At 65.3% G+C, this 21,760-nt stretch carries 25 protein-coding genes and 1 tRNA gene; 20 read left to right on the top strand and 6 right to left on the bottom strand.

Going from position 1 to position 21,760, the window contains the following annotated elements:
* Positions 1-452 precede the first annotated feature (452 nt).
* The 6 genes from RCAP_RS19350 to RCAP_RS11545 all read left to right on the top strand — a co-directional run bounded on the left by RCAP_RS19350 (position 453) and on the right by RCAP_RS11545 (position 3,262).
* Positions 453-938, top strand: a complete 486-nt coding sequence (locus RCAP_RS19350) for a hypothetical protein (RefSeq protein ID WP_131618310.1) — start codon at positions 453-455, stop codon at positions 936-938.
* Between the two features lie 191 nt (positions 939-1,129).
* Positions 1,130-1,414, top strand: coding sequence for a head-tail connector protein (locus RCAP_RS11525; protein WP_013068043.1), 285 nt, complete (start codon positions 1,130-1,132; stop codon positions 1,412-1,414).
* A gap of 1 nt (position 1,415) precedes the next feature.
* On the top strand, positions 1,416-1,895 hold the full coding sequence (locus tag RCAP_RS11530) for an HK97 gp10 family phage protein (protein WP_013068044.1): 480 nt from the start codon (positions 1,416-1,418) through the stop codon (positions 1,893-1,895).
* Entirely contained in the window at positions 1,888-2,310 is a 423-nt protein-coding gene (locus RCAP_RS11535) for a DUF3168 domain-containing protein (protein ID WP_013068045.1), read from the top strand. Before RCAP_RS11530 ends, RCAP_RS11535 begins: the two co-directional genes overlap by 8 nt.
* Before the next feature lie 2 nt (positions 2,311-2,312).
* On the top strand, positions 2,313-2,624 hold the full coding sequence (locus RCAP_RS11540) for a phage head closure protein (RefSeq protein ID WP_013068046.1): 312 nt from the start codon (positions 2,313-2,315) through the stop codon (positions 2,622-2,624).
* Complete coding sequence (locus tag RCAP_RS11545; RefSeq protein ID WP_013068047.1) at positions 2,621-3,262, top strand: hypothetical protein; 642 nt, start codon at positions 2,621-2,623, stop codon at positions 3,260-3,262. The genes RCAP_RS11540 and RCAP_RS11545 overlap by 4 nt, the downstream gene beginning before the upstream one ends.
* Before the next feature lie 5 nt (positions 3,263-3,267).
* Here the strand turns inward: RCAP_RS11545 and RCAP_RS11550 are convergent, their stop codons facing one another.
* Positions 3,268-3,672, bottom strand: coding sequence for a hypothetical protein (locus tag RCAP_RS11550; protein WP_013068048.1), 405 nt, complete (start codon positions 3,670-3,672; stop codon positions 3,268-3,270).
* Positions 3,673-3,734: 62 nt separating this feature from the next.
* On the opposite strand from RCAP_RS11550, the gene RCAP_RS11555 reads away from it, so the two are divergent.
* From RCAP_RS11555 to RCAP_RS11585, 8 genes are all read left to right on the top strand, one after another.
* On the top strand, positions 3,735-4,130 hold the full coding sequence (locus RCAP_RS11555; protein WP_013068049.1) for a phage terminase small subunit P27 family: 396 nt from the start codon (positions 3,735-3,737) through the stop codon (positions 4,128-4,130).
* Between the two features lie 3 nt (positions 4,131-4,133).
* Positions 4,134-5,747, top strand: coding sequence for a terminase large subunit (locus RCAP_RS11560; protein ID WP_013068050.1), 1,614 nt, complete (start codon positions 4,134-4,136; stop codon positions 5,745-5,747).
* Positions 5,748-5,760: 13 nt separating this feature from the next.
* Positions 5,761-8,127, top strand: a complete 2,367-nt coding sequence (locus tag RCAP_RS18560; protein WP_013068051.1) for a hypothetical protein — start codon at positions 5,761-5,763, stop codon at positions 8,125-8,127.
* Positions 8,128-8,621: 494 nt separating this feature from the next.
* Positions 8,622-9,068, top strand: coding sequence for a hypothetical protein (locus RCAP_RS11570; protein WP_013068052.1), 447 nt, complete (start codon positions 8,622-8,624; stop codon positions 9,066-9,068).
* A 102-nt stretch (positions 9,069-9,170) separates the two neighbouring features.
* Positions 9,171-9,815, top strand: a complete 645-nt coding sequence (locus RCAP_RS11575; RefSeq protein WP_131618312.1) for a hypothetical protein — start codon at positions 9,171-9,173, stop codon at positions 9,813-9,815.
* A gap of 100 nt (positions 9,816-9,915) precedes the next feature.
* A complete protein-coding gene (locus tag RCAP_RS19640; RefSeq protein ID WP_023911644.1) occupies positions 9,916-10,077 on the top strand; it encodes a hypothetical protein in 162 nt (53 codons plus the stop codon).
* 76 nt (positions 10,078-10,153) lie between these two features.
* Positions 10,154-10,666: a hypothetical protein gene (locus RCAP_RS11580; protein ID WP_013068054.1), complete on the top strand. Its 513-nt coding sequence runs from the start codon at positions 10,154-10,156 to the stop codon at positions 10,664-10,666.
* A gap of 109 nt (positions 10,667-10,775) precedes the next feature.
* The gene (locus RCAP_RS11585) at positions 10,776-11,168 is read left to right on the top strand and encodes a hypothetical protein (RefSeq protein ID WP_013068055.1); all 393 of its coding nucleotides are present in this window, start codon (positions 10,776-10,778) and stop codon (positions 11,166-11,168) included.
* Between the two features lie 180 nt (positions 11,169-11,348).
* Here the strand turns inward: RCAP_RS11585 and RCAP_RS11590 are convergent.
* From RCAP_RS11590 to pdxH, 4 genes are all read right to left on the bottom strand, one after another.
* Positions 11,349-11,425 (bottom strand) — tRNA-Pro (locus RCAP_RS11590).
* A gap of 47 nt (positions 11,426-11,472) precedes the next feature.
* Positions 11,473-12,021, bottom strand: a complete 549-nt coding sequence (locus RCAP_RS11595) for a DUF192 domain-containing protein (RefSeq protein WP_080514615.1) — start codon at positions 12,019-12,021, stop codon at positions 11,473-11,475.
* Positions 11,940-12,473, bottom strand: a complete 534-nt coding sequence (locus RCAP_RS11600) for a cold-shock protein (protein ID WP_013068057.1) — start codon at positions 12,471-12,473, stop codon at positions 11,940-11,942. The genes RCAP_RS11595 and RCAP_RS11600 overlap by 82 nt, the downstream gene beginning before the upstream one ends.
* A gap of 184 nt (positions 12,474-12,657) precedes the next feature.
* A complete protein-coding gene (pdxH, locus tag RCAP_RS11605) occupies positions 12,658-13,281 on the bottom strand; it encodes a pyridoxamine 5'-phosphate oxidase (protein ID WP_013068058.1) in 624 nt (207 codons plus the stop codon).
* A 125-nt stretch (positions 13,282-13,406) separates the two neighbouring features.
* Here pdxH and fabI point away from each other — a divergent pair, with 125 nt between their 5' ends.
* From fabI to trpE, 6 genes are all read left to right on the top strand, one after another.
* Positions 13,407-14,228 (top strand): enoyl-ACP reductase FabI, encoded by an 822-nt coding sequence (gene fabI, locus RCAP_RS11610; protein WP_013068059.1) that lies wholly within the window; start codon positions 13,407-13,409, stop codon positions 14,226-14,228.
* Between the two features lies 1 nt (position 14,229).
* Positions 14,230-14,847, top strand: a complete 618-nt coding sequence (locus RCAP_RS11615) for a LysE family translocator (RefSeq protein WP_013068060.1) — start codon at positions 14,230-14,232, stop codon at positions 14,845-14,847.
* 10 nt (positions 14,848-14,857) lie between these two features.
* Positions 14,858-15,364: a xanthine phosphoribosyltransferase gene (gene gpt, locus RCAP_RS11620; RefSeq protein WP_013068061.1), complete on the top strand. Its 507-nt coding sequence runs from the start codon at positions 14,858-14,860 to the stop codon at positions 15,362-15,364.
* A 148-nt stretch (positions 15,365-15,512) separates the two neighbouring features.
* Positions 15,513-16,691 (top strand): aminotransferase, encoded by a 1,179-nt coding sequence (locus RCAP_RS11625; RefSeq protein ID WP_013068062.1) that lies wholly within the window; start codon positions 15,513-15,515, stop codon positions 16,689-16,691.
* Positions 16,692-16,755: 64 nt separating this feature from the next.
* Entirely contained in the window at positions 16,756-18,594 is a 1,839-nt protein-coding gene (locus RCAP_RS11630) for a SurA N-terminal domain-containing protein (protein ID WP_080514616.1), read from the top strand.
* A gap of 11 nt (positions 18,595-18,605) precedes the next feature.
* Complete coding sequence (gene trpE, locus RCAP_RS11635; protein WP_013068064.1) at positions 18,606-20,114, top strand: anthranilate synthase component I; 1,509 nt, start codon at positions 18,606-18,608, stop codon at positions 20,112-20,114.
* Positions 20,115-20,252: 138 nt separating this feature from the next.
* Here trpE and RCAP_RS11640 read toward each other — a convergent pair whose 3' ends face one another.
* Positions 20,253-21,746: a divergent polysaccharide deacetylase family protein gene (locus tag RCAP_RS11640; RefSeq protein WP_013068065.1), complete on the bottom strand. Its 1,494-nt coding sequence runs from the start codon at positions 21,744-21,746 to the stop codon at positions 20,253-20,255.
* Between the last annotated feature and the right edge of the window lie 14 nt (positions 21,747-21,760).

The raw sequence follows: 21,760 nt of genomic DNA on the forward strand, positions 1-21,760 counted from the left end.
ATGTCGCTGTTTGAGTAGCCAAGAGGCGCGACTGATTGTAGCCTGATCTGGCATATGATCGGGGATCCACATGGACAAGAAAATTCCGACCTACGAAGTCATTGCCAATTACTTCAATGAAAGCCCGCTTGGCCTTTTCGAGTGCCCCTGCGGGGTGCGACACAGGCACGGACTACCGAGCCAACAAGGAGAGCCGGAACACAGGGTAGCCCATTGCCATGATAGTTCGCTTCATCCTAACGGATACTATATTGTCTGGAACGGCAAGAAGGATGGGGTGCGTCGGAACAAAAAGCTAGGGTGGGTAATCCCCTAGTGTTTTCATTGATTAATCAATTTAACTCTTGGTTGCTAAGAGCCAGCGGCTATATTCAATAGGGCATGGAATGGCGATAGACCAAAAGACCACTCAAGAAAGAGTTAGCAACATAGAAAATGATTCTGAGAACCGAATGAGCCAATTTCATGCTTGGCTTGGAATTGCATCTGCGGGTGGCATTGTGTCTCTCTCCAGCTTTGCGGGAGGCTCGCCTGATCCAGATTATACGTTTGCGCAACTCGTTCCGAGTTATATCTGTTTCTTGTTTGGAATTATCGCTGCCGCCGCGGTCGTATACTCATTATCGCTATCGAGATCAAAATTTGCTGAACATATTGCATGCTCTTCAAATCGGGAAATTGCCAATGAGGCAATTCAAAGCATTCCCGTGATTATGAGTTACCCAAGAAGCATGACTGAAGGCGCAAATGGATCGAGGGATGAACTAATTTCAAAATCTCAGAGATTTCATGACCTGGCTGAACGTTCTTGGAGCGCCCACAGAAGGTGGTCGATTGTTTCCTCTATGTCTGTTGCAATATCTGCTCTTGCGTTTGTTCTTGGCTTCCTTTGGCCCATATATGTCGTGGTTTTTACGGAGAAAGGACTTATCCCTTAACCTCGCCGGTATAAAGTGTCGCCTAATTCAATAAAGCGGGTGGGGGCACCTTCCGACTTCTCCCCATTCCCCGGACCGGCGGGGGGAGGTCCGCGCAGGATGGGCGCTAAATAACTTTTTCGCAGACTCTTCAAACCGTTGACAGGATGTGTTACATTATTACACACGCCTTCTTTGACGAGTTTTCGAGTATGCCTTTCGTTACCGTGCCCGAGCTGAAAGCCCAGCTCAACCTCGACCATGACCTCGACGACGCGCTTTTGTCGCACCAGATCGACGCAGCCGAAGCCCATGTCGCAAGCTTCATCGGTGCGCCGCTGACCGACCCCCTTCCGGCCGCGATCCGGCAAGCGGTGCTGATGCTCGCCGCTTACTGGTATGAGACCCGCGAGACCGCGCAGGCCGGGGGTGCGCCCTTTGCCGTGCCGTTCGGGGTGCATGACATTTTGCAACCGCACCGGGTCTGGGTGGTCTGACATGGCCGAGCTGGACCTGAACGCCCAAGCCGCCCGGCTGGCGCGGCGCCTTGAAGCGATTCCTGCGACCGTTCTGGAAGCCCTGCGCCCCGCCGTGGTGCAGGCGGCCGAAGACCTCGCCGCCACCGCGCGCAGCCTTGCCCCCGAGGCCGAGGGTGATCTGAAAGCTTCCATCGTCGTGACCCCGCCCGGCGCCGAGACCCCGGCTTATGCCGAAGGCGGTGGCCGTCGCGTCGCGGGGGCCAATCAGGCGCTTGTCACCGTGGGCAATCCCGAACAGCGTCACGGCCACCTTGTCGAGTTCGGCACGAAGCCGCATGTGAACGCCGGGCAGTTCGCAGGGACGCAGCACCCCGGCACCGCGGCGCAGCCCTTCCTTCTGCCCGCTGCGCGTCTGACCGAGGATCGCGCCCGGCGCCGGATCGCCCGCGCCATCGGTCAAGCCGTGCGCAAGGCCGCGCAAGGGGGTGGTCATGCTTGACCCGGCTCTTGCCTTTCAAACCGCCGTGCGGGCGGCGCTGATCGACGCGCCCGAGGTGCTGGCCCATGTGCAACCCGCGAACATTCGCGCAGGCAGCATCCGCCCCGAGCGCCTGCCTTCGGTGGTGCTGGGCGATGCCCGCACCGAGTTCCTGGGCTGCGCGGCCGGGTCGCAACGTCTCGCGCGGGTGTTCCTGACGCTGCATATCTGGGCGCAGGAAGACGGTGCCGACACCGCGCGCCAGATCGGGGCGGCGATCTATGGTGCGCTGGAGTTCGGGCCGAAGGACACGGCGGAAATCAGCCTCGACGACTGGGCGCAACCTCGCATGGTCTGGTTGCGCGATCCGCAGCCCGAGCTGACGCTGACACATGGCGCGATGGCGCTTGAGGCCGTTGTCCGGTGGCGGGTGTGACGATGCAGGCCGGAAAGCTTCAAAACCGCATCGCCCTGCAACGGCTGACCGAGACGGTGGCGGCTTCGGGGGCCGTCACGACCACCTGGGCGACCTATGCGCAAGGCCGGGCCGAGCTGCGTCAGGCGGGCGTGTCCGAGTTCCTGACCGCTGCGACCGAGGCCACGACGAAGAACGCGGTGTTCCTTCTGCGCTGGCTGCCGGGCGTGTCGGTGGCCGATCGCATCCTTCACGATGGCACGGCATGGAACATCGTTGCCATTGCCGAGATCGGGCGCAGGCGCGGCCTTGAGCTGCGGGCGGTGGCCGCATGAAGCCCGCAGCGATCTTCCTTTATGAACTCTCGGGCAAGTCTGCCGAGCCCTTCGCGGCTGCGGGTTGGGATTGCTACTGCATCGACATTCAGCATCCGGGCAACCGCACCGAAGGCAATGTCCACTTCGTTCAGGCCGATGCGCGGCGCTGGAAACCGACCCGCGACATGGTGGAGCGCTGCCGGTTCTTCGCGGCCTTTCCGCCCTGCGATGATCTGGCGACCTCGGGCGCGCGCTGGTTCAAGGGCAAGGGTCTGCACGCGCTGGCCGATGCCATCGAACTTTTCGCCATCGCCGCGGAATGGGCCGAGTTCTTCGAAGTGCCCTATCTGATCGAGAACCCGCGCAGCACGATCAGCACTTATTGGCGCAAGCCCGATCACAGCTTCGACCCCTGCGACTATTCCCGGCTGGCACCCTCCGAGCATTACACCAAGAAAACATGCCTCTGGACCGGGGGCGGTTTCGTGATGCCCGCCAAAACCCCGCTGCCCGGCCCGGCGCAGGCCAATGTGATCCGTGACATGAAGGGCAAGGGCCGCGCGCGGGCGAATGCGCGCAGCGTGACCCCGACCGGCTTCATGCGCGCGGCCTTCGAGGCGAACTTCGGCGCGACGGCGCAGGCGGTGGCCGCATGAAGCGCTTAGTAGAACATCCAGCGCTCTTGGGCCGGTCCTTCAAGCGAATACATCATGCCGCTTTGCGCATCGAAGGTGCAAAGGAAGTTCCCGGTCTTCCGTCCGATTTGATCCTTCGGCACGATGACTTCGAAAACCATCTGGCCGTATTTCTTCCAAGAACGCCCAAGGTAGAATTCACCGTCGCGCTTCCCGTCCTTGGTGCCCTCTTCCCTCAGCCATTTGACGCATTCTTGCCCGTAGTTCTCGCGCTCGAAATCCGTGGTCTTCGTGGATTCCATTTCGGCGATCTTCTGTCGGGCCTCGACGAACTGCGTCCGAACCCGTTCGTATTCGTCGATCCCTTGGAACAGGGCGTATCCCGTCGCGGCATTGGTCAAAACGAGAAAGACGATAAGGCAATTTCGCATGGCTGTTCTGTCTCTTGCTTCAATGGCTGGGGGCAGTTTTCCACTTATCTTAAGGACTTGCAATGAGCGCCATTGCCCTTCGCGGGGTGAAGCCCGCACTCAAACCCGATGCCGAGGCGCTGACGAAGGTGCCGCCCGCGCCCGCCTATCTCTCGCTTCACGCGAAGGCGGAATGGAAGCGCATCTTTCCGCAACTGATCGCGCGCCGGATCGTCACCCGTGCCGATCTGGCGGGCGTCGAAGCCTATTGTTCGGCCGTGGGCATCTGTCGGCAGATCGAAGCCGATCGCACGGCGGCAGGCGGGGTGATCGACAAGACCGCCTTCGGCATCTGGAACCGCGCAGCCCAGACCGCCCGGCAACTTGCTTCGGAATATGGTCTCACGCCGACCTCGCGCGCCCGCATCGGCTCGGCCGCGCCCGAGGATGCCGAAGACGATGACCCGCTGTCGGTGTGACGCATGACGAGCCAAAGCACCTATCCGACCTGGGTCTTCGACGGCTCGCCGATCGACGACCCGCAAGGCGCGGGCGAGCGGGCGGTGCAGTTCCTGCGACGGCTGCGCCATCCGGCCAGCACCGCGCCGAAGCGCGCCTTTCAGCTTGCGCCCTGGCAAGAGCGCATCGTTCGGCGCATCTATGGCCCGCGCGATGCGCAGGGCGCCCGCGTCGTGAAGATGGTCTTCCTGATGATCCCGCGCGGCAACCGCAAGACCTCGCTCGCCGCCGCGCTGGCGCTGTTGCACTTGCTTGGCCCGGAACGGGTGCCCGCCGGGCAGATCATCTTTGCCGCCTCGGATCGCGAACAGGCGGGCATCGGCTTTCGCGAAGCGGCCGAGATCATCCGGCAAGACCGGCGCCTTGAGGCCGTGACCCGGCTTTATGACGCCCATAACGCGCCGAAGGCGATCAAGAGCACCCGCGACGGCTCGGCGCTGAAGGCTGTTTCCTCGGATGGGCGCGCGCAGCACGGCACGACGCCCACCTTCGTTCTGGCGGACGAGATTCACGTCTGGCAGGGGCGCGAGCTTTGGGAAGCGCTGCAATCGGGCATGGCGAAGCGCGCGGGCGGGCTGACCGTCATTGCCACCACCGCAGGACGCGGGAACGAAGGTCTGGCCGCCGAGCTTTACGCCTATGCGCGCGGTGTGGCGCTTGGGCAGATCGTGAACCCCGAGTTCCTGCCGATCCTCTTCGAGCCCGATCCGGGCGCGGATTGGGAAGACGAAGCGCTCTGGCATCGGGTGAACCCCGGCCTGGCGCATGGCTTTCCCGACCTCGACGGGCTGCGCTCGCTGGCCCGCAAGGCGAAGGACAGTCCGGGCGAGCGTTACAGCTTCGAGCAATTCAACCTGAACCGATGGCTCGGGAACTCGCGCGACCCGCTCTTCGACTTCGACACCTATGATGCGCGGGTGTTCGACGATGACGAGGAAGACCTTGAGCAACTGCCTTGCTGGCTTGGGGTGGACCTGTCGCGCTCGGGCGATCTGACGGCCGTTGTCGCAGCCTTCCATCACCCGGACGGGCAAGTGACGCTCAAGCCCGCGTTCTTCGTGCCCGGCGAAGAGCTGAAAGCCCGCGCCGACCGCGACGGGGTGCCCTATGAGCGCTGGCGCGATGAAGGGCTGATCCGGGTTTGCCCCGGCCCGATCATCGACGAAGGCATGGTCGAAGACGAGATCCGCGACCTCTGCGGCCGTTATGACGTGCAAGAGATCGCCTTCGACCCGCATCTGGCCACCCGGATGATGCAGCGCCTTTATGATGATGGCTTGCCGGTGGTCGAAGTCCGACAAGGCCCGCTGACGATGGGCGCCGCCGGGGCCGACCTTGAGCGCATCGTGAACGGCAAGCTGGTGCGCCATGACGGCCACCCGATCTTGCGTCAGCACTTCGCAAGCGTGGTGGCGGTGCGCACCGACTCCGGGCTGGTGAAGATGCACAAGGGCCAGAAGCGCGACCGGATCGACGGCGCGATTGCAAGCGCGATGGCCGTTTACCGCCTGAGCCTCGGGCAAAGCAATGCAAGCGCCTATAACGCCCCCGCCTCAAGCGGGCTTTTCGTGTTCTGAGTGAGTATGAGTGATGAATGACCTTACCCTTCCCGGCCTGATTGTTCCCGTCGAAGCCCGGATCGACAAACTGGAAAAGGCCCTGAAACGGGCGAGCCAGGCACAGGCCCGCGCGGCGCGTCAGATGGAAGACCGCGCCCGGCAATCGGTGGACCGCATGGCAAAGAGCTATGACGGGCTCGGGGCAAAGATGGCGGGGGCGCTTGGCAATCTGCCTTTGCCGGGTCTGGGCGTGGGCATCGCGGGGCTTGCGGGGGCCGGTCTTGGCGCCGGTCTGGGCATCGCCGCCGGACAGGTGCGCGCGACCGTGCGCAGTATCGCCGAGATCGGCAACGAGGCCCGCCGGGCCGGTGTGGCCGTCGAAGCGTTTCAGCGCTGGCAGTATGTCGCCGATCAGAACCGCGTCAGCCTCGACGCGCTGACCGATGGCTTCAAGGAACTGAACTTGCGCGCCGACGAGTTCGTGACCACCGGCGCGGGCGCAGGGGCCGAAGCCTTTCAGCGCCTCGGCTTCACCGCCACCGACCTTGCCACGCGCCTCAAAGACCCCTCGGCGCTGATGCTGGAAATCATCAAGCGGCTTCAGGGCATGGACAAGGCGGCGCAAATCCGCATCGCCGATGAAGTCTTCGGCGGCACCGGCGGCGAGCGCTTTGTCGAAATGCTCGGCCGGGGCGAAGCCGGTATTGCGGCGATGATGGGGCGGGCGTCGGTGCTGACCGCCGATCAGATCGCCAAGGCCGACGACCTCGATCGGCGCTATACCGCGCTGACGGCGAGCCTGCACCGGGGCTGGCAACAGGCAGCGCTTGGCGCGGCCGACTTCGCGGCGCAGGTGTTGAACATTCAGACCGGCACCGACCGGCTGGCCGCCTCGGACCTGTTCCGCAACCGGGCACAGGCGCCGCAAATCCTCGGACCGGGCGTTGACAAGGCGCTCAAGGACAACGGGCAGGCGGTGGCTGACAATGCCAAAGCGATCGGCGATTTGTTGAGCCTTTACGAGCGCTTCGGAAGCGAAGCTGACAGGCTTGCGCCGATCCTGACGCGCTTTGGCGGCGAGCTGAACCGGATGGGCGAGACCGGGGCCGGGCAAAGCTTGCAGGACGTGGCGCTCGCGATGCAGACCCTCACCGGCAAGCTTGACTCGGGCGAGATCAGCGCGGCCGACTTCGAGCGCCAGATGGGCGATCTGATCAAGAAGGCGCAAGGGGCCTTTGCCTCGCTCGGCGAGATCGACGACGCGCGCTTCACCAAGGTCATTGAACGCCTGGGCGGGCTCTGGAGCGCGCTTGAGGCGCTGCGCACGAAGGCGGCCGAAGCACGGGCTGCCCTGCCGGGCGGGGCTGCAACGCTGGACGATACCCGCGGCGCAGCCATCGCCGAGGCCCGTTCGGGCAGCTATGAGAACAGCAGCCCCTATGTGCTGACGACCTCGCCCCGGCCGAAACAGCCGCCGCCGCTTCTGGGCGAAACCGGCCCGGTGGTCGGATCTGGCCAAGGGGCCGGTGGTGGTGGTCGCAATGCCGGTGACTTCGCACAGGCCGTCGCTGATCTGGAGCGTGAGAAAGCCGCCCTTGACGCTGAAGCCGCTGCGCTTGTCACCGCGGCCGCTGCGGGCCGGGGCTATGCCGAGGCGGTGGACTTCGCCCGCAAGCGCGCCGAGCTTCTGACGGCGGCGCAGCGCGAGGGCAAGGCGATCACCCCGGAACTGAGCGCGCAGGTCGATCAGCTCGCGCGCTCCTATGTCGAAGCGGGCACCCGCGCCGAGAAAGCCGCCGCCAAGCTGAAAAAGGTCGAAGAGGCGGGCAAGCGCGGGGCCGAGGCCCTGACCGACACCTTCCTTTCGGTGCTGAACGGCTCGAAGAGCGCCGAAGAGGCGGTGGCCGATCTGTTGCTTCAGCTCGCCGAGGTGCAGATGAAACAGGCGCTCATGGGGCTCTTTTCTGGCGCGTTTGGCGGCTTTGGCACATGGTTGGGCGGTCTCTTTGGCTTTGCCTCGGGGGGCTACACCGGCCGGGGTGGCACGTTCGAACCGGCGGGCATCGTGCATCGGGGCGAGTTCGTCATGTCGAAAGCTGCGACCGAGCGCCTGGGCGTGGGCAATCTCGAAGCCCTGCACGGGGCTGCGCTGCGCGGTTATGCGACCGGCGGCTTCGTGGGTGGCAGCACCCCGAACGCGATGCAGGCGCTTGGCGGGGCGAAGGCCGGGCCGGTGGTCACGATCAACGCGCCGGTGACGGTGAACGCGACCGGGGGCACGCAGGAACAGAACGCCGACCTTGCCTATCAGGTGGCAAAGCAGACCGAACAGATGATGCGCAACATCGTGACCGAAGAGATCATCCGTAACATGCGACCGGGCGGAATACTGCGCTAGGACTCCACAGGAAGGCCGTGGAGCGCCCTATTGTGCCGGGGGTGGGGTTGGGCCGGAACGGGGCAGGATGGGACTCAGAGGCGCCTTCCTGAGTCTCTGGCGCGTGCCGCGGTGCAGGGACCGGGAACGGGGTCACAAACCGAGGGAGGGAAGCGGGCGCAGCCCGCGACCGACCGGGGAAGGGAGGCGTGTCGACATTCCTTTCCGCGGTTTCTTATTTTAGCCCCCCTTTATTTTAAGGAGTAAACTAGAAGAGAAAGCCGCGGAAAGGATTGCTGACACCTCCGCGGTTCTAACCCTCCCTTCCTCGGTTCTAACCCTTCCTTCCTCGGTTCTGATCTTCTCTTCGCCGGTTCCAAGCAATCCTTCCCCGGTCATAAGCAATGCCGACCCGGCCTGACAAATCCGCGGACCGACCAGAATACCACTTGACGCGTATACGCGTATCGCGGTATATTGCGGGCAATGAGAACCTAGCCCCTAAAGGACACAAGATGGCTTACATGTTGAGATTGCCCGACGAACGCGGCGCGCAACTGCGTCAAATCGCGGAAAAGAAGAACACGACCGTGAGTGAGCTGATCACCGATTACATCCGTTCGGAGATCAAAGCTGGCACCATTCCGAGCAACATCCCCGGTATCAATGTCGCCAAGGCGGGCGAAAGCATCGCCATTTCCGCGCCCGGCTTCGAGGCGAGCGTTCCGGCGCATAAAGGCCAGACCCTCGCGGACCTGCTGCGCAAATCCGCGGCCCTGACCCCCTCGGCCTTCGAGCACAAGAAGGAATGGCTCGAAGGCATCGCCGCTCTGAGCGGCATCAAGTTGAAACGCATGGGCGCAGGCGTGCGCATCGTGTCGCCGATCACAGGGGCAGAATACCCGCTCGCCTCTGGTGTGGCCGAAGACCTCGCGAGCGAAATCGAACGCGCTGCCAAATAAGAACAGGGGCGAGCGCGGCAGCGCTCACCCCCTGAATGCGTCCCTCTATGACCTTCAAAAGATACCATGTGCGCTGACACTACCAAAGCCCCGACCCTGAGCTTGACCCCCTATGCTGGCCAATCTGACGAAGAGATTGCGGCGTGGTTTCGCTGGAAATACCCCAAAGGCAAGACAGACAAATCTTCCGGGGCCTATGCGGCCGCACTCTACAAATCGCGACCGGGCCGCGACGATCCGGCCGCCGAAAATGACTGGTATACCCGCCTCACCGAAGCGCAGCGTGCCATCCTGGACGACGCAAAGCGCGTGAAGGGCGCCGCAGCGGACGAAAAGAAGCGCATCGAGTTTCGGGACAAATACAAGCTGAGCGACGAGGAAAGCCGCAAATACTGGGCGCTTCGTGACCTGCCACCCGTGGGCGGCAAGAGGGTGGAATGGGACCGGGCGCGGGATATGTTGCGAAGACGCAAGAGCGCCAAGCCTCGGCAGAACGAAGACCTCTCGAAAATGACACCCGCCGAGCGGGAGAAACACCGCCGCAAACAGAAGACCGAGGCCAAGCAACGCGAGCGCGCGCGGAAGAAAGCCGAAGAGGCGGCGGCGGCCCTCGGCGCCCCAGCCACCGCCGTTGCGTCAACTCAGGTCGCGCCGAGCGACGAAATCACCGCGTTGCTTGCAGTTCTCGAAGCGGCCGAGGCCGCCGAGATCGCCGCTGAGCGTGAAGAAATGGCCCGGAATAGCTAGGTAGCCATATAGCTAAGTATTTGACAAAAAAGACTTCCTTGACGGCGAAATCCGATCGCGGCTAGATTCCGGGGGTAAACCAACCCCCGGAGCATCACCAATGCCGACTTTCATTGACGACAACGCTTACACCCGCCTTTTGTTTGATCTGCGCATGGCCGCGCGGGCCGCCGACTGGGAAACGGCCCTGACCGAAGTTCTCTGTGACGCAAACATCCTGCCCGCTACGTGCCGAGGGGAGATTGAGATCACGGCTTCGTGATCAATCCAGACAAACTTTCCTGTGGTCGCCGTTATCGTTTCCCCTTATGGAAACGATAACGGAAGCGGAGAGAGAGATGGCCAAGTCAAACGCTGAACGACTGCGCGCTTTCAAAGAGCGCAAGAAAGAGAAAGAGAAAGTCGCGAGCCTGACCCTCGACGGTGTTTTCAAAACCCCGTTCTTCGAGACGCTGCCCCCTGACTACGATACAGAGTCGCAGTTCGCGGACAGCTTCGAGTTCATCGGCCTGCCGACGCCGGTCTTCAATGACGACCTCGGGATTGAGCATCACACGCTCTACAGCGATGAATCCGCTGCCGAGCTGTTTGAACTGAACCGCCGCTCGCTCGGCCGTGCCGAGATGATGATCACAGCGCTGAACGAAGCCGCCGAAAACCTCGCGTTCTACGTCAATAAATACAAGCGCACCGAGATCAAAGCGCGCCTCGCCGAGATCGAAGCCTCCGATCTGTCAGACCCCGAAACGAAAAGAGCCGCGCTGAAAAACGCCGCGCGGCTGAACAAGATGCTCGAACAGCTTGATAAGCAGGTTCGGCTGACCTTTCCCCAGTGGAAGGTGACAGGCTGAAAGCAGCCCTGAACCGTCAACCTGCGCCCGGTTCAGTAACGACAAGAGCGGTCAATCGACCAAAACCGCCCGCTCTTGCCGTGTAGCAGACATAAAAGAGGAGACTGCTATGAAAGCTCATAGCACGAATGCCGCTCACGCGGCCAACAAAAAAGCTTCCGGCTTTCAGCTGATCGAAGTTCTTCTTTACGGTATCGCCTGCATTCAGTCGCTGCCGAAAGAGCAACAAGAGCGCGAGAAGATGCTTGAGATGTGCAAGATCGCGCGGCTTAGAGATACACCGACGCTCGCCCTTACTCTCTGGGGTATCGAAACTCTCATCGGCCGCGAGATCGACCTTTGGCCTGCTGGCGGCGGCTTCCGCTTCGACGGCGCCTACTCCGACGAAGAGCTTGATCAAGAAGCCGCCGTCCGCGCTGAGATCAAACAGCGCAAAGAGCGGTTCGAAGAGACCGGCGCCCTGATCGACGCGCCCCCCTCCGATGTGATCAGGTTCTTCTGACGCGAAGCGACCGCTGCCCCATCAAGAACGATAGAGCCGGGCGAGGTGAAAACCTCGCCCGTTTTCATGTCACAGGCGAGTCGGCCCAACCGGAAAGCCCATGTGTTACACACGCCTGACTGTAACACATGGCCGACTGAGCTGCCACCTAAGCCATTGAATATAAAGGGAAATTCGGATTGGTCGGGGCGGCGAGATTCGAACTCACGACCTTCTGTACCCAAAACAGACGCGCTACCAGGCTGCGCTACGCCCCGCTTCGCCTTCCATAGCGGCAGGCAGGGGCGCTGAAAAGGGGAAATGCCTAGTCGAGCGGCAGAACGCGCTGGCCGGGCCGCAGACCCAGCGCCGCCGCCTGCCCGCCCGCGATCTCGAGCACATAGCGCACCGGACCGGCCGACCAGATCGGCGTGTCGTCAAAGGGCCGGGCGTTTTCGTGCAAGGTCTCGATCCCGCCCCCGGCCTCGATGAACAGCATGTCCAGCGGCAGCGGCGTGTCATGCATCCAGAAGGCCACCCGCCGCGGCGTCGGATAGATGAAAATCATCCCGGTGCCGGGCGGCAGGTCCCGCCGCCCCATCAGGCCGCGTTCGCGTTCGGCCTCGGTATCGGCAATCTCGACGCTGAGCCGCACCGGCCCCTTTGCGCCCGCGATGCACAGGACCGCCGGGCCCTGTTCCTGCAGCGCCGCCGCCAGCCCCGGCCGGTCGCAGTCGGCGCCCGAAGCCGCCCCGGCCCAAAGCGCCAGCGCCGTCAGCCCGAGCCCGCGCCTCAGCGCGCGCGCAGCGCCGCTTCCCAGCTTGTGATCTGCGCCGCCATCCGGCCGCGCCGCCCCTCGATCACCCGCAGACATACCGCCTCTCCCGGCGCCAGATCGGCGAATCCCGAACGGCGCAGCACTTCGACATGGATGAACACATCTTCGGGCCTGCCGAAGACATTTGCAAAGCCAAAGCCCTTGCCCTTGTCGAACCACTTCACCCGCGCCGGTTCCAGCGGCAGCGCCGCGATCACCTCGGGGTCGGTCTCGCCCAGATCCTCGATCGGCGCCAGCCGGTTGTCGGTCTCGGGCGGCGAGATTTCCAGCACCTCGACCGCCTGCGCCCCGCGCGGCGTCGCCTGCACCAGAACCCGGATGCCCGCATTGTCGGCCACCGAGCTTTGTCCGAAATTGCGCAGCACATTGGCATGGAGAAGAATGTCCGGTCCGCCCTCGCCGTCGAGGATGAACCCGAACCCCTTGCCCGCGTCGAACCATTTCACCCGACCCGCGACTTCACGCGCCGCGCCCGCTTCGTCAACCATCCGCTGCCGTCCATTTTCTGATGCGCCGGGACTGTGGACGTCCGCCAGAGCGCTGCTGATCAGTTGTCACAGGTTCGCAACCGGATTCAAGCTGATTTGGCTTGTCTTTTTGGGCAGTCTGCAGTTGGCGAAGCGTGAAATGCGGTCAATTTGAGCGGCATTCCGGGCTGACGCTACGTCAGGATCAGGGGTTCAGCCGCAGGATCTGCCAGGCGGCCTCGGGCGTATCGCGGTGCCAGCGGAAGCGATCATGCAGCCGAAACGCCCCGTCAGCCCAGAATTCGATCTCGAGCGGCACGATCCGGAAGCCGCCCCAGAACGGCGGGCGCGTCGGCGCGGTGCCATGCGCGGCCGTCACCTTGGCCACCTCGGCCATCAGCGCCGTGCGGGAAACAAGCGGTTCACTTTGCCGTGACGCCCAGGCGCCAAGCCGCGATTTCAGCGACCGCGAGGCATAATAGGCATCCGCCTGCGCCCCCTCCTCGCGCGTGACCAGCCCGCGCACGCGGATCTGCCGACGCAGGCTTTTCCAGTGCAGCACGAAGGCGGCCTTGCCCGCGGCCGCGATCTCGGCCGACTTTGCAGAGCCGTAATTGGTGTAGAACAGGAACGCCCCGCCCGAGGGCGCATCCCGCCCCTCGATCTCTTTCAAAAGCACCATGCGCACATTGGGCAGCCCCGCGGCATCGACGGTGGCCAGCGCGATCGCATTGGGGTCGTTCGGCTCGGTCTTTTCGGCCTCGGCCAGCCAGGATTGCGCCAGGGCAAAGGGATCCTCGCCCGCAAAGATGCCGGTTCTGTCGCTCATGTCCTGCCCTTTCCTTGAAGGATGCGACGCCAAGGCGCCGCTGCCCCGACGTCAACCCGCCTTGCTGACTTTGCAATCTTCGCCTAAGGAAGGCGCACTTTCCAGAGGCAAGCAGGAGAATCCAGATGACGGCAGGCTTGATGGCGGGAAAACGGGGCCTGATCATGGGGCTCGCCAATGACAAGTCGATCGCCTGGGGCATCGCCAAGGCGTTGGGCGATGCGGGCGCCGAACTGGCCTTCTCCTATCAGGGAGAGGCGCTGAAAAAGCGCGTCGAACCTCTGGCCGCAAGCCTTGGCACGCCGCTTCTGTTCGAATGCGACGTCGCGAACGAAGACAGCATGGATGCGCTCTTCGCGGGCCTCAAGGACGCCTGGGGGACGCTGGATTTCGTCGTCCATGCGATCGGGTTTTCGGACAAGAACGAGCTGCGCGGCCGTTATGTCGACACCTCGCGCGGCAACTTCACCATGACGATGGACATTTCGGTCTATTCCTTCACCGCCGTCTGCGCCCGCGCCGCCGCGATGATGCCGAACGGCGGTTCGTTGCTGACGCTGACCTATTACGGCGCCGAACAGGTGATGCCGCATTACAACGTGATGGGCGTGGCGAAAGCGGCGCTGGAAGCTTCGGTGAAATACATCGCCGAGGATCTGGGCAAGCTTGGCATCCGCTGCAACGCGATCTCGGCCGGGCCGATCAAGACGCTGGCCGCTTCGGGCATCGGCGATTTCCGCTACATCATGAAGTGGAACGAGCTGAACAGCCCGCTGCGCCGCAACGTGACCCAGGAAGAGGTCGGCAAGGCCGCGCTTTACCTGCTCTCGGATCTGGGCTCGGGCACCACGGGCGAGAACCTGCATGTCGATGCGGGCTATCATGTTGTCGGCATGAAGGCGGTGGATGCGCCCGATATCGACGTGGTGACGGGGCGCAAGGACTGAGATGAGCTTCGCCGCCTTCTTCGGCATCTACATGATTTCGCTTGCGGCGGCGATCTCTCCGGGGCCTGCGGTGCTGCTCGCGGCCCGCACCTCGCTGCGCGAGGGCTTTGCCCGCGGCGCCTGGCTGGCCGTGGGCATCGGCCTTGGCGCCTGCATCTGGGCCGTGGCGGCGATGTTCGGGCTGGCGATCCTGTTCAGGATCGCCCCCACCCTGCTTGTCGCGCTGAAAGTCGCGGGGGCGGGCTATCTGCTTTATCTGGCCTGGAAGATGTGGCGCCATTCGGCCGAGCCGATGTCGATGGATCTGCCCGAGGATGACGCGAAGCGCAGCGCGCTTGGCCAGGTCTGGCGCGGCATCGCGGCGCAGCTGGCGAATCCGAAACCGGCCGTCTTCTTCGGCACGGTCTTCCTGACCTTCCTGCCGCCGGTGGTGCCCTTCTGGGCTTACGGCGTCATCTTGGGCATCATCTTCTTCAACGACACGGTCTGGAACGTGCTTGTCGCGCGGATCTTTTCGCTCGACCGGACGCGGGCCGCCTATCTGGGCTTGAAGACGCTGATCGACCGCATTTTCGGCGGGCTTCTGGGGCTGATGGGCCTGAAGCTTGCCCTGACCTGAGGAGTCCTCCATGGCCGAGCGTTTGCCGCATGAAAAAGGCTTTCACGTCAGCTGGGACCAGCTGCACCGCGATGCGCGGGCGCTGGCCTGGCGGCTCGATGGCAAGGGGCCGGACAATGGCGCCTGGAAAGCGATCGTCGGCATCACCCGCGGCGGCATGGTCCCCGCGGCGATCATCGCGCGCGAGCTGAACATCCGCATCATCGACACGATCTCGGTCAAGGGCTACAACCACCAGACCCAATCGGACCCGGTGGTGATCAAGGCGCCGCAGGACGATCTGATGGGCGCCGATGGCGAGGGCATCCTGGTGATCGACGATCTGGTCGACTCGGGCCGGACGCTGGAACTGGTGCGCCGCCTTTACCCCAAGGCGCATTTCGCCACCGTCTATGCCAAGCCCAAGGGCCGCGAACAGGTCGATACCTTCATCACCGAAGTGTCGCAGGATACTTGGATCTTCTTTCCCTGGGACATGGCGCTGCAATACGTCCAGCCCTATCGCGGCACCGACTGAGCCCCGCCCCGCCCGCGAAAGGGCGTATTTGGACCAAGAAAAAGCAGCCGGTTTTTTCTTGGCGCAAATACGCGCCCGCCGCAGGCGCCTCCCCTTGCCAAGGGCGCGGGCGAATGGAAGGGTGGCGCGACACTGACCGGAGGCCGCCATGATCCACCCGCTGAACCCCGCGCTTGGCAACACCTTTGCCCCCCCGGTGATGGAGGCGCGGCGCTGGATCGAGGGTGTCACCTTCCCGCCCGAGCGGCCCTTGATCAACGTCAGCCAAGCCGCGCCGGTCGATCCGCCGCCGCGCGCGCTGCGGCAGGCGATCGCCGAGGCCGCGCTCGACACCCCCTCTGCGCATCTTTACGGGCCCGTCCTTGGAAATGGCGATCTGCGCGCCGAAGTGGCGGCGCAATGGTCGGTGGCCTATGGCGGCACGATCCGCCCGGCGCAGGTCGCGATCACCCAGGGCTGCAATCAAGCCTTCTGCGCGGCGATTGCCACGCTGGCGGGCGCAGGCGATGAAGTTCTTCTGCCAACGCCCTGGTATTTCAACCATAAAATGTGGCTCGACATGGCGGGGGTGCGCACCGTGCCGCTGCCGACCGGGCCGGGGCTTTTGCCCGACCCGGATCATGCGGCGGCGCGGATCACGCCTGCCACCCGCGCCATCGTGCTGGTCACGCCCAACAACCCGGGCGGCGTCGAATATCCGGCCGATCTTGTGCGCGCCTTTGCCGATCTGGCCCGCCGTCACGGGATCGCGCTGATCCTGGACGAGACCTACCGCGATTTCGACGCCCGCAACGGCGCCCCGCATGACCTTTTCACCGATCCCGACTGGGACGAGGGGCTGATCCAGCTTTATTCCTTTTCCAAGGCCTACCGGCTGACCGGCCACCGCGTCGGCGCCATCGTCGCCAGCCCCGCGCGGCTGGCCGAGGTGGAGAAATTCCTTGATACCGTCGCGATCTGCCCGGGCCAGCTGGGCCAGATCGCGGCGCTTTGGGGGATGCGCAACCTGCGCGACTGGGTCGCGGGCGAGCGCGCCGAGATCCTGTCGCGCCGCGCCGCGATGACGGCGGGGCTGGCCGCCCTGCCCGGCTGGGAAACGCTCGGCTGTGGCGCCTATTTCGCCTATGTCGCGCATCCCTCGCCCCTGCCCGCGCCCGACTTTGCAAAACGCCTTGTCGCCGAGGCCTCGGTGCTGGCCCTGCCCGGCACGATGTTCATGCCCGCGACCGATCCGGCAGGCGCGCGCCAGCTGCGCTTCGCCTTTGCCAATATCGACACCGCGGGGATCGCGGAATTGATGAGACGGCTTGCCGCCCTGACCCCGTGACGCTTGCGGCCCCGCGCCCAAAGCCCTAAACACCGCAAAAGACCAGAAAACCCCGGGAGGTCCGATGTCGACGATGCTGCGCAGCTCTGGCAAGAGCGTGACGGTCTGGGTGCTTCTGGCCATGATCGTTCTGGGACTTGGCGGCTATCAGGTCGGCAATTTCTCGAACCGCGGCCAAAGCATCGGCGCGGTGGGCGAAAGCGAGATCACCGCGCGCGACTATGCCGACGCGCTGCGTCAGGAAATCAACGCCGTCGCGGCGCAGATCGGCCATCCGCCCAGCATGTCCGAGGTCCGGGCGATGGGGCTGGATCAGGTCGTGCAGGCGCAGCTTTTCAACACCGCGGCTTTGAGCGAACAGGCGCGCAGGCTGGAGCTCTCGGTCGGCGATGCCGAGGTGAGCCGGCAGATCCGCTCTGCCCGGCCGTTTCAGGGCGCCACCGGCAGCTTTGACCGCGAGACCTACCGCGAGGTGCTGCGCCGCGAGGGCCTGACCGAGACGGAATTCGAAACCCGGCTGCGCGCCGATATCGCGCGCTCGATCCTGCAGGGCGCGGTGGCGGGCGGCGTGCCGGCCCCGGCGGCGCTGCTGGATGGCTATGTCGGCTATCTGGGCGAGACCCGCGACGTCGCCTTTGCCGAGATCCCGGCGACCGGGATCAGCCTGCCCGCCCCCGACGCGGCGGCGCTGAAAGCCTATTACGACGCGCATCTTGCCGAATTCACCCGGCCCGAAACCCGCGAGATTTCCTATGTCTGGCTGACGCCGGACATGCTGAAGGACGAGATCGCCATCGACGAGGCGCAGCTGCGCGCCACCTATGACGAGCGCAAGGCCGAATATGTCCAGCCCGAGCGGCGCAAGCTGGCGAAGCTGGTCTTCCCGACCCAGGCCGAGGCCGAGGCGGGCATGGCGAAGATCGCCGCGGGCACGGCCAGCCTGGCCGATCTGGCCGAGGCGCGCGGGCTGAGCGCGGCGGACATCGACCTTGGCGATGTCTCGCAAGACGAGATCGGCGGCGCGGCGGGCGAAGCGGTCTTTGCCCGGACCACGCCGGGGGTGATCGGCCCCTACGAGACCGACCTTGGCCCGGCGCTGTTCGATTTTCAGGCGGTGACGCCCAGCGAGACCACCACGTTCGAGGAAGCCCGCGGCGACATCGCGGCGGAGCTGGCGATGGAAAAGGCGCGCCGGATGATCGCCGACATGACCACGGATCTGGAGGACCGTCTGGCCTCGGGCGCGACGCTCGAGGACATGGTCAAGGAAACGAAGATGCAGCCGGGCAAGATCTCGATGGCGGCCGACACCCGCGACGGCATCGCCGCCTATGACGCCTTCCGCGAGGCCGCCGCCAAGGTCACCACCGAGGATTTCCCGGAACTGGCGGTGCTGGAAGACGGCGGCGTCTTCGCGCTGCGGCTGGACGGGGTGACGGCGGCGGCGCCGATCCCCTTTGATCAGCTGCGCGACAAGGTCGAAGCCAGCTGGCGCACGGCCGAGATGGTGAAGGCGAAACAGGCGAAGGCCGAGGCGGCAGGCGCGGCCGGGCAGACCCTGGCGGCACAGGGGCTGGCGGAAAAGACCGCCCCCGATCTGCAGCGCGGCGGCTTTGTCGAAGGCGCGCCGCAGGGGCTGGCGCAGACGGCTTTCGCGACGGCTGCGGGCAAATCCGCGACGCTGACCGAGGGCGACAAGGTCTTTGTCGTCACCGTGCGCGCGGTGAAACCGGCCGATCCGGCCGATCCCGAGCTGGTGCAGCTGCGCAAGACCTTTGACACCCGGCTGATCCAGATGCTCGGCGCCGATCTGGCGGCCTTCTACGCCCGTGCCGCGCAGGCCGAGGCCGGGATCACCCTCGACAGCGCGATGATCGCTGCCGTGCAAGCGCAGTTTCAGTGACGGAGGCCCCGATGGTCGCGCTTTTCCCCGGATATGACGCTTTCGAGACCGCCTGGGCCGCGGGGCGCAACCAGCTTGTCTATGCGCGGCTGGCGGCCGATCTGGACACGCCGGTGTCCTTGATGCTGAAGCTCGCCGATGCGCAGAAGAACAGCTTCATGCTGGAATCGGTGACCGGCGGCGAGGTGCGGGGCCGCTATTCGATCATCGGCATGAAACCCGACGTGATCTGGGAATGTCGCGGCACGCAGGCGCGGATCAACCGGCAGGCGCGGTTCGAGGACGGCTTCGAGGATCTGCCCGGCCATCCGTTCGACTCCTTGCGCGCGCTGATCGCCGAAAGCCGCATCGACATGCCCGAGGGCCTGCCCGCGGCGGCGGCGGGGCTGTTCGGCTATCTCGGCTATGACACGATCCGGCTGGTGGAACATCTGCCCAATGTGAACCCAGATCCGCTGGGCGTGCCCGATGCGGTCCTGATGCGGCCCTCGGTCGTCGCGGTTCTGGACGGGGTCAAGGGCGATGTGATCCTCTGTGCGCCCGCCTTTCAGGGCTCGGGGCTCTCGGCGCGGGCGGCCTATGCGCAGGCGGCCGAACGGGTGATGGATGCGCTGCGCGATCTGGACCGCGCCCCGGCGCAGGGCCGCGAGATGGGCGAGGCGGCGCAGGTCGGGCCGCTGAAATCCAACTTCACCCCCGAGGGTTACAAGGCCGCGGTGGAAAAGGCGAAGGACTACATCCGCGCGGGCGACATCTTTCAGGTCGTGCCCGCACAGCGCTGGTCGGCGGATTTCCCGCTGCCGCCCTTTGCGCTCTACCGGAGCTTGCGGCGCACCAACCCCTCGCCCTTCATGTTCTTTCTCAATTTCGGCGGCTTCCAGATCGTCGGCGCCTCGCCCGAGATCCTGGTGCGGCTGCGCGACGGCGAGGTGACGATCCGCCCGATCGCGGGCACCCGCCCCCGCGGCGCGACGCCCGAGGAAGACAAGGCGCTGGAAGCCGATCTTCTGGCCGACAAGAAGGAGCTGGCCGAACATCTGATGCTGCTCGATCTGGGCCGCAACGATGTGGGCCGGGTGGCAAAGATCGGCACGGTGCGGCCGACCGAGAAATTCGTGATCGAGCGTTATTCCCACGTCATGCATATCGTCTCGAACGTGGTCGGCGAACTGGCGGAGGGCGAGGATGCGCTTTCCGCGCTTCTGGCCGGTCTGCCCGCGGGCACGGTTTCGGGGGCGCCGAAGGTGCGGGCGATGGAGATCATCGACGAGTTGGAACCGGAAAAGCGCGGCATCTATGGCGGCGGCGTGGGCTATTTCGCGGCCAATGGCGAAATGGACATGTGCATCGCGCTGCGCACCGCGGTGGTGAAGGATCAGACGCTTTTCATCCAGGCGGGCGGCGGCGTCGTCTATGACAGCGACCCCGAGGCCGAGTTCCAGGAAACCGTGAACAAGTCCAAGGCCCTGCGCCGCGCGGCCGAGGATGCGGGGCTGTTCGTGCGGCGCGGCAATCACTAAATCCGCCCGCCGAAGGGCGTATTTGCACCAAGAAAAAACAGCCTTCAAGACAGCCTTCCCTGCGGGGAGGGCTTTTTCTTGGCCGAAATACGCACCTGCGACCGCGGCGCCTGGGGCCAGGCGCGAAAAGGAGCGTATTTAGGCCAAGAAGAAACCCCTGCCGTTTCTTCTTGGGGAAAATACGCTCTTGCCGGGGGCCGGGGCGGGCGCGGCGCCTATTTGGCCTTCCCCCGCCCCGATCAGCGCCGAAAGCGGCGCGAGGTTGTACTTCGCCCCCTCCTCTGCGGCCCAGGCGGTCAGACCGGCGACGGATTCGGGCCAGGCCGACAGCATGACGACCGTGGCGCCGTCGCGGGCCGCCTCGAACCCGGCGCGGTCGAGGGTGCGGGTGATCACCGCCGCCTTGTCGCGCCGCGTGTCCAGAACCCGGAAGATGCCCGCGCGCGGCACGTCCCCTGTCGCCCGCGCGCCGATGCCGCCCGGTTGCGTCACATAGGCCATGCCCTCGGCGGCCAGCGCCTTTTCCGCCTGCGCCAGAAGCGGCGCCTTGCCCTGCAGCACCGGCGTTTCCGGCTCGACCAGCGCCACCGCCTGCGGCACCGCGCGCTGCCAGGCGGCCAGCGCCACCTCGAGATCCTGCGCCACCGCCCCCGCGGGCAGCGGCCCGGCCAGCATCGCCACCTCGAGCCCGGCGGCGCGGTAGCTTTCCGCGGCCTCGGTCACCCCGGGGGCCGCGGGGTCCAGCACCACCGTCACCCAGTTCCCCAGCGCCGCGATCGTCTGGGCGTCAAGCCCGCCCGCCGTGGTGCCGACGTCAACGAGCAGCACCGTCACATAGGGCTTGCCCGGCTTTTCCACGAAAGCCGCGCCAAAGCGGGTCAGCGCCGGGCCGGTCGCTTCGGGGGCCGGGGCCGCGGCGGGCGGCACGGGATCGGCGACGAAGGGCGTCACCGGCACGCCCGAGGGCGGCACGGAACTGCCCTGCGGCGCCGAGCCGACCTGCGGCAGCCGGTTCACCTTCGTCCCCTCGGCCGAGGCGAAGCCCGCGCCCGGCCCGCCCTGTCCCGACCCGCTTTGCCCCGGAACAATCACCCGCGGCCGCACGGGGCCGGGCGGCACCAGCGCGCCATCGGGCATCAGGGTGATCTCGCCGCCCGGAACGGGGGCGGGGGCGGTTTCGGCCGGGGGCAGATCGGGGGCCGCGGTGATGACGGACGGCGGCAGCGGCATCGCGGGCTCGGCCTGCGGCGGGGTGTCGAGCGCGACAGCGGGGGGGGGCGGCGGCGGCACGATGACGGGCGGGGTGAGCGCGGGTTCGGGTTTCGCGGGCGGCTCGGTCGCAGGCGCGGCAACGGCGGGCGGCTCGGCCCGGGGCGCGGGCGCCGAAGCCGCGGGCCGTTCCCGGGGCGCAGGCGGTGCGGCAGGCGGGGGCTCGGCCGCGGGGCGGGCGACGCCCGCGGCTTCGGGCAGCGCCACGGCCTGCGCCGGGGCGGGATCGGCGGGCGCGGTCCGGGGTGTCGCGGTCTTGCCCGGGCCGGGGGTCGGCAGCGGCAGCACCAGCGAGACCCCGCCCAGCCCCAGCCCCGAGACGATCACCCCCGCAACCATGCCCTTGATCAGACCGCCTGCCATCCTGCCCCTCATCG

The sequence above is a fragment of the Rhodobacter capsulatus SB 1003 genome (genome assembly GCF_000021865.1).
GTDB lineage: Bacteria > Pseudomonadota > Alphaproteobacteria > Rhodobacterales > Rhodobacteraceae > Rhodobacter > Rhodobacter capsulatus_B.

Excerpts from the sequence above, each read along its gene's own strand:
- RCAP_RS19350 (WP_131618310.1), top strand. The coding sequence starts at position 453 with ATGAGCCAATTTCATGCTTGGCTTGGAATTGCATCTGCGGGTGGCATT.
- RCAP_RS11525 (WP_013068043.1), top strand. The coding sequence starts at position 1,130 with ATGCCTTTCGTTACCGTGCCCGAGCTGAAAGCCCAGCTCAACCTCGAC.
- RCAP_RS11530 (WP_013068044.1), top strand. The coding sequence starts at position 1,416 with ATGGCCGAGCTGGACCTGAACGCCCAAGCCGCCCGGCTGGCGCGGCGC.
- RCAP_RS11535 (WP_013068045.1), top strand. The coding sequence starts at position 1,888 with ATGCTTGACCCGGCTCTTGCCTTTCAAACCGCCGTGCGGGCGGCGCTG.
- RCAP_RS11540 (WP_013068046.1), top strand. The coding sequence starts at position 2,313 with ATGCAGGCCGGAAAGCTTCAAAACCGCATCGCCCTGCAACGGCTGACC.
- RCAP_RS11545 (WP_013068047.1), top strand. The coding sequence starts at position 2,621 with ATGAAGCCCGCAGCGATCTTCCTTTATGAACTCTCGGGCAAGTCTGCC.
- RCAP_RS11550 (WP_013068048.1), bottom strand. The coding sequence starts at position 3,672 with ATGCGAAATTGCCTTATCGTCTTTCTCGTTTTGACCAATGCCGCGACG.
- RCAP_RS11555 (WP_013068049.1), top strand. The coding sequence starts at position 3,735 with ATGAGCGCCATTGCCCTTCGCGGGGTGAAGCCCGCACTCAAACCCGAT.
- RCAP_RS11560 (WP_013068050.1), top strand. The coding sequence starts at position 4,134 with ATGACGAGCCAAAGCACCTATCCGACCTGGGTCTTCGACGGCTCGCCG.
- RCAP_RS18560 (WP_013068051.1), top strand. The coding sequence starts at position 5,761 with ATGAATGACCTTACCCTTCCCGGCCTGATTGTTCCCGTCGAAGCCCGG.
- RCAP_RS11570 (WP_013068052.1), top strand. The coding sequence starts at position 8,622 with ATGGCTTACATGTTGAGATTGCCCGACGAACGCGGCGCGCAACTGCGT.
- RCAP_RS19640 (WP_023911644.1), top strand. The coding sequence starts at position 9,916 with ATGCCGACTTTCATTGACGACAACGCTTACACCCGCCTTTTGTTTGAT.
- RCAP_RS11580 (WP_013068054.1), top strand. The coding sequence starts at position 10,154 with ATGGCCAAGTCAAACGCTGAACGACTGCGCGCTTTCAAAGAGCGCAAG.
- RCAP_RS11585 (WP_013068055.1), top strand. The coding sequence starts at position 10,776 with ATGAAAGCTCATAGCACGAATGCCGCTCACGCGGCCAACAAAAAAGCT.
- RCAP_RS11595 (WP_080514615.1), bottom strand. The coding sequence starts at position 12,021 with ATGTCTGCGGGTGATCGAGGGGCGGCGCGGCCGGATGGCGGCGCAGAT.
- RCAP_RS11600 (WP_013068057.1), bottom strand. The coding sequence starts at position 12,473 with ATGGTTGACGAAGCGGGCGCGGCGCGTGAAGTCGCGGGTCGGGTGAAA.
- pdxH (WP_013068058.1), bottom strand. The coding sequence starts at position 13,281 with ATGAGCGACAGAACCGGCATCTTTGCGGGCGAGGATCCCTTTGCCCTG.
- fabI (WP_013068059.1), top strand. The coding sequence starts at position 13,407 with ATGACGGCAGGCTTGATGGCGGGAAAACGGGGCCTGATCATGGGGCTC.
- RCAP_RS11615 (WP_013068060.1), top strand. The coding sequence starts at position 14,230 with ATGAGCTTCGCCGCCTTCTTCGGCATCTACATGATTTCGCTTGCGGCG.
- gpt (WP_013068061.1), top strand. The coding sequence starts at position 14,858 with ATGGCCGAGCGTTTGCCGCATGAAAAAGGCTTTCACGTCAGCTGGGAC.
- RCAP_RS11625 (WP_013068062.1), top strand. The coding sequence starts at position 15,513 with ATGATCCACCCGCTGAACCCCGCGCTTGGCAACACCTTTGCCCCCCCG.
- RCAP_RS11630 (WP_080514616.1), top strand. The coding sequence starts at position 16,756 with ATGTCGACGATGCTGCGCAGCTCTGGCAAGAGCGTGACGGTCTGGGTG.
- trpE (WP_013068064.1), top strand. The coding sequence starts at position 18,606 with ATGGTCGCGCTTTTCCCCGGATATGACGCTTTCGAGACCGCCTGGGCC.
- RCAP_RS11640 (WP_013068065.1), bottom strand. The coding sequence starts at position 21,746 with ATGGCAGGCGGTCTGATCAAGGGCATGGTTGCGGGGGTGATCGTCTCG.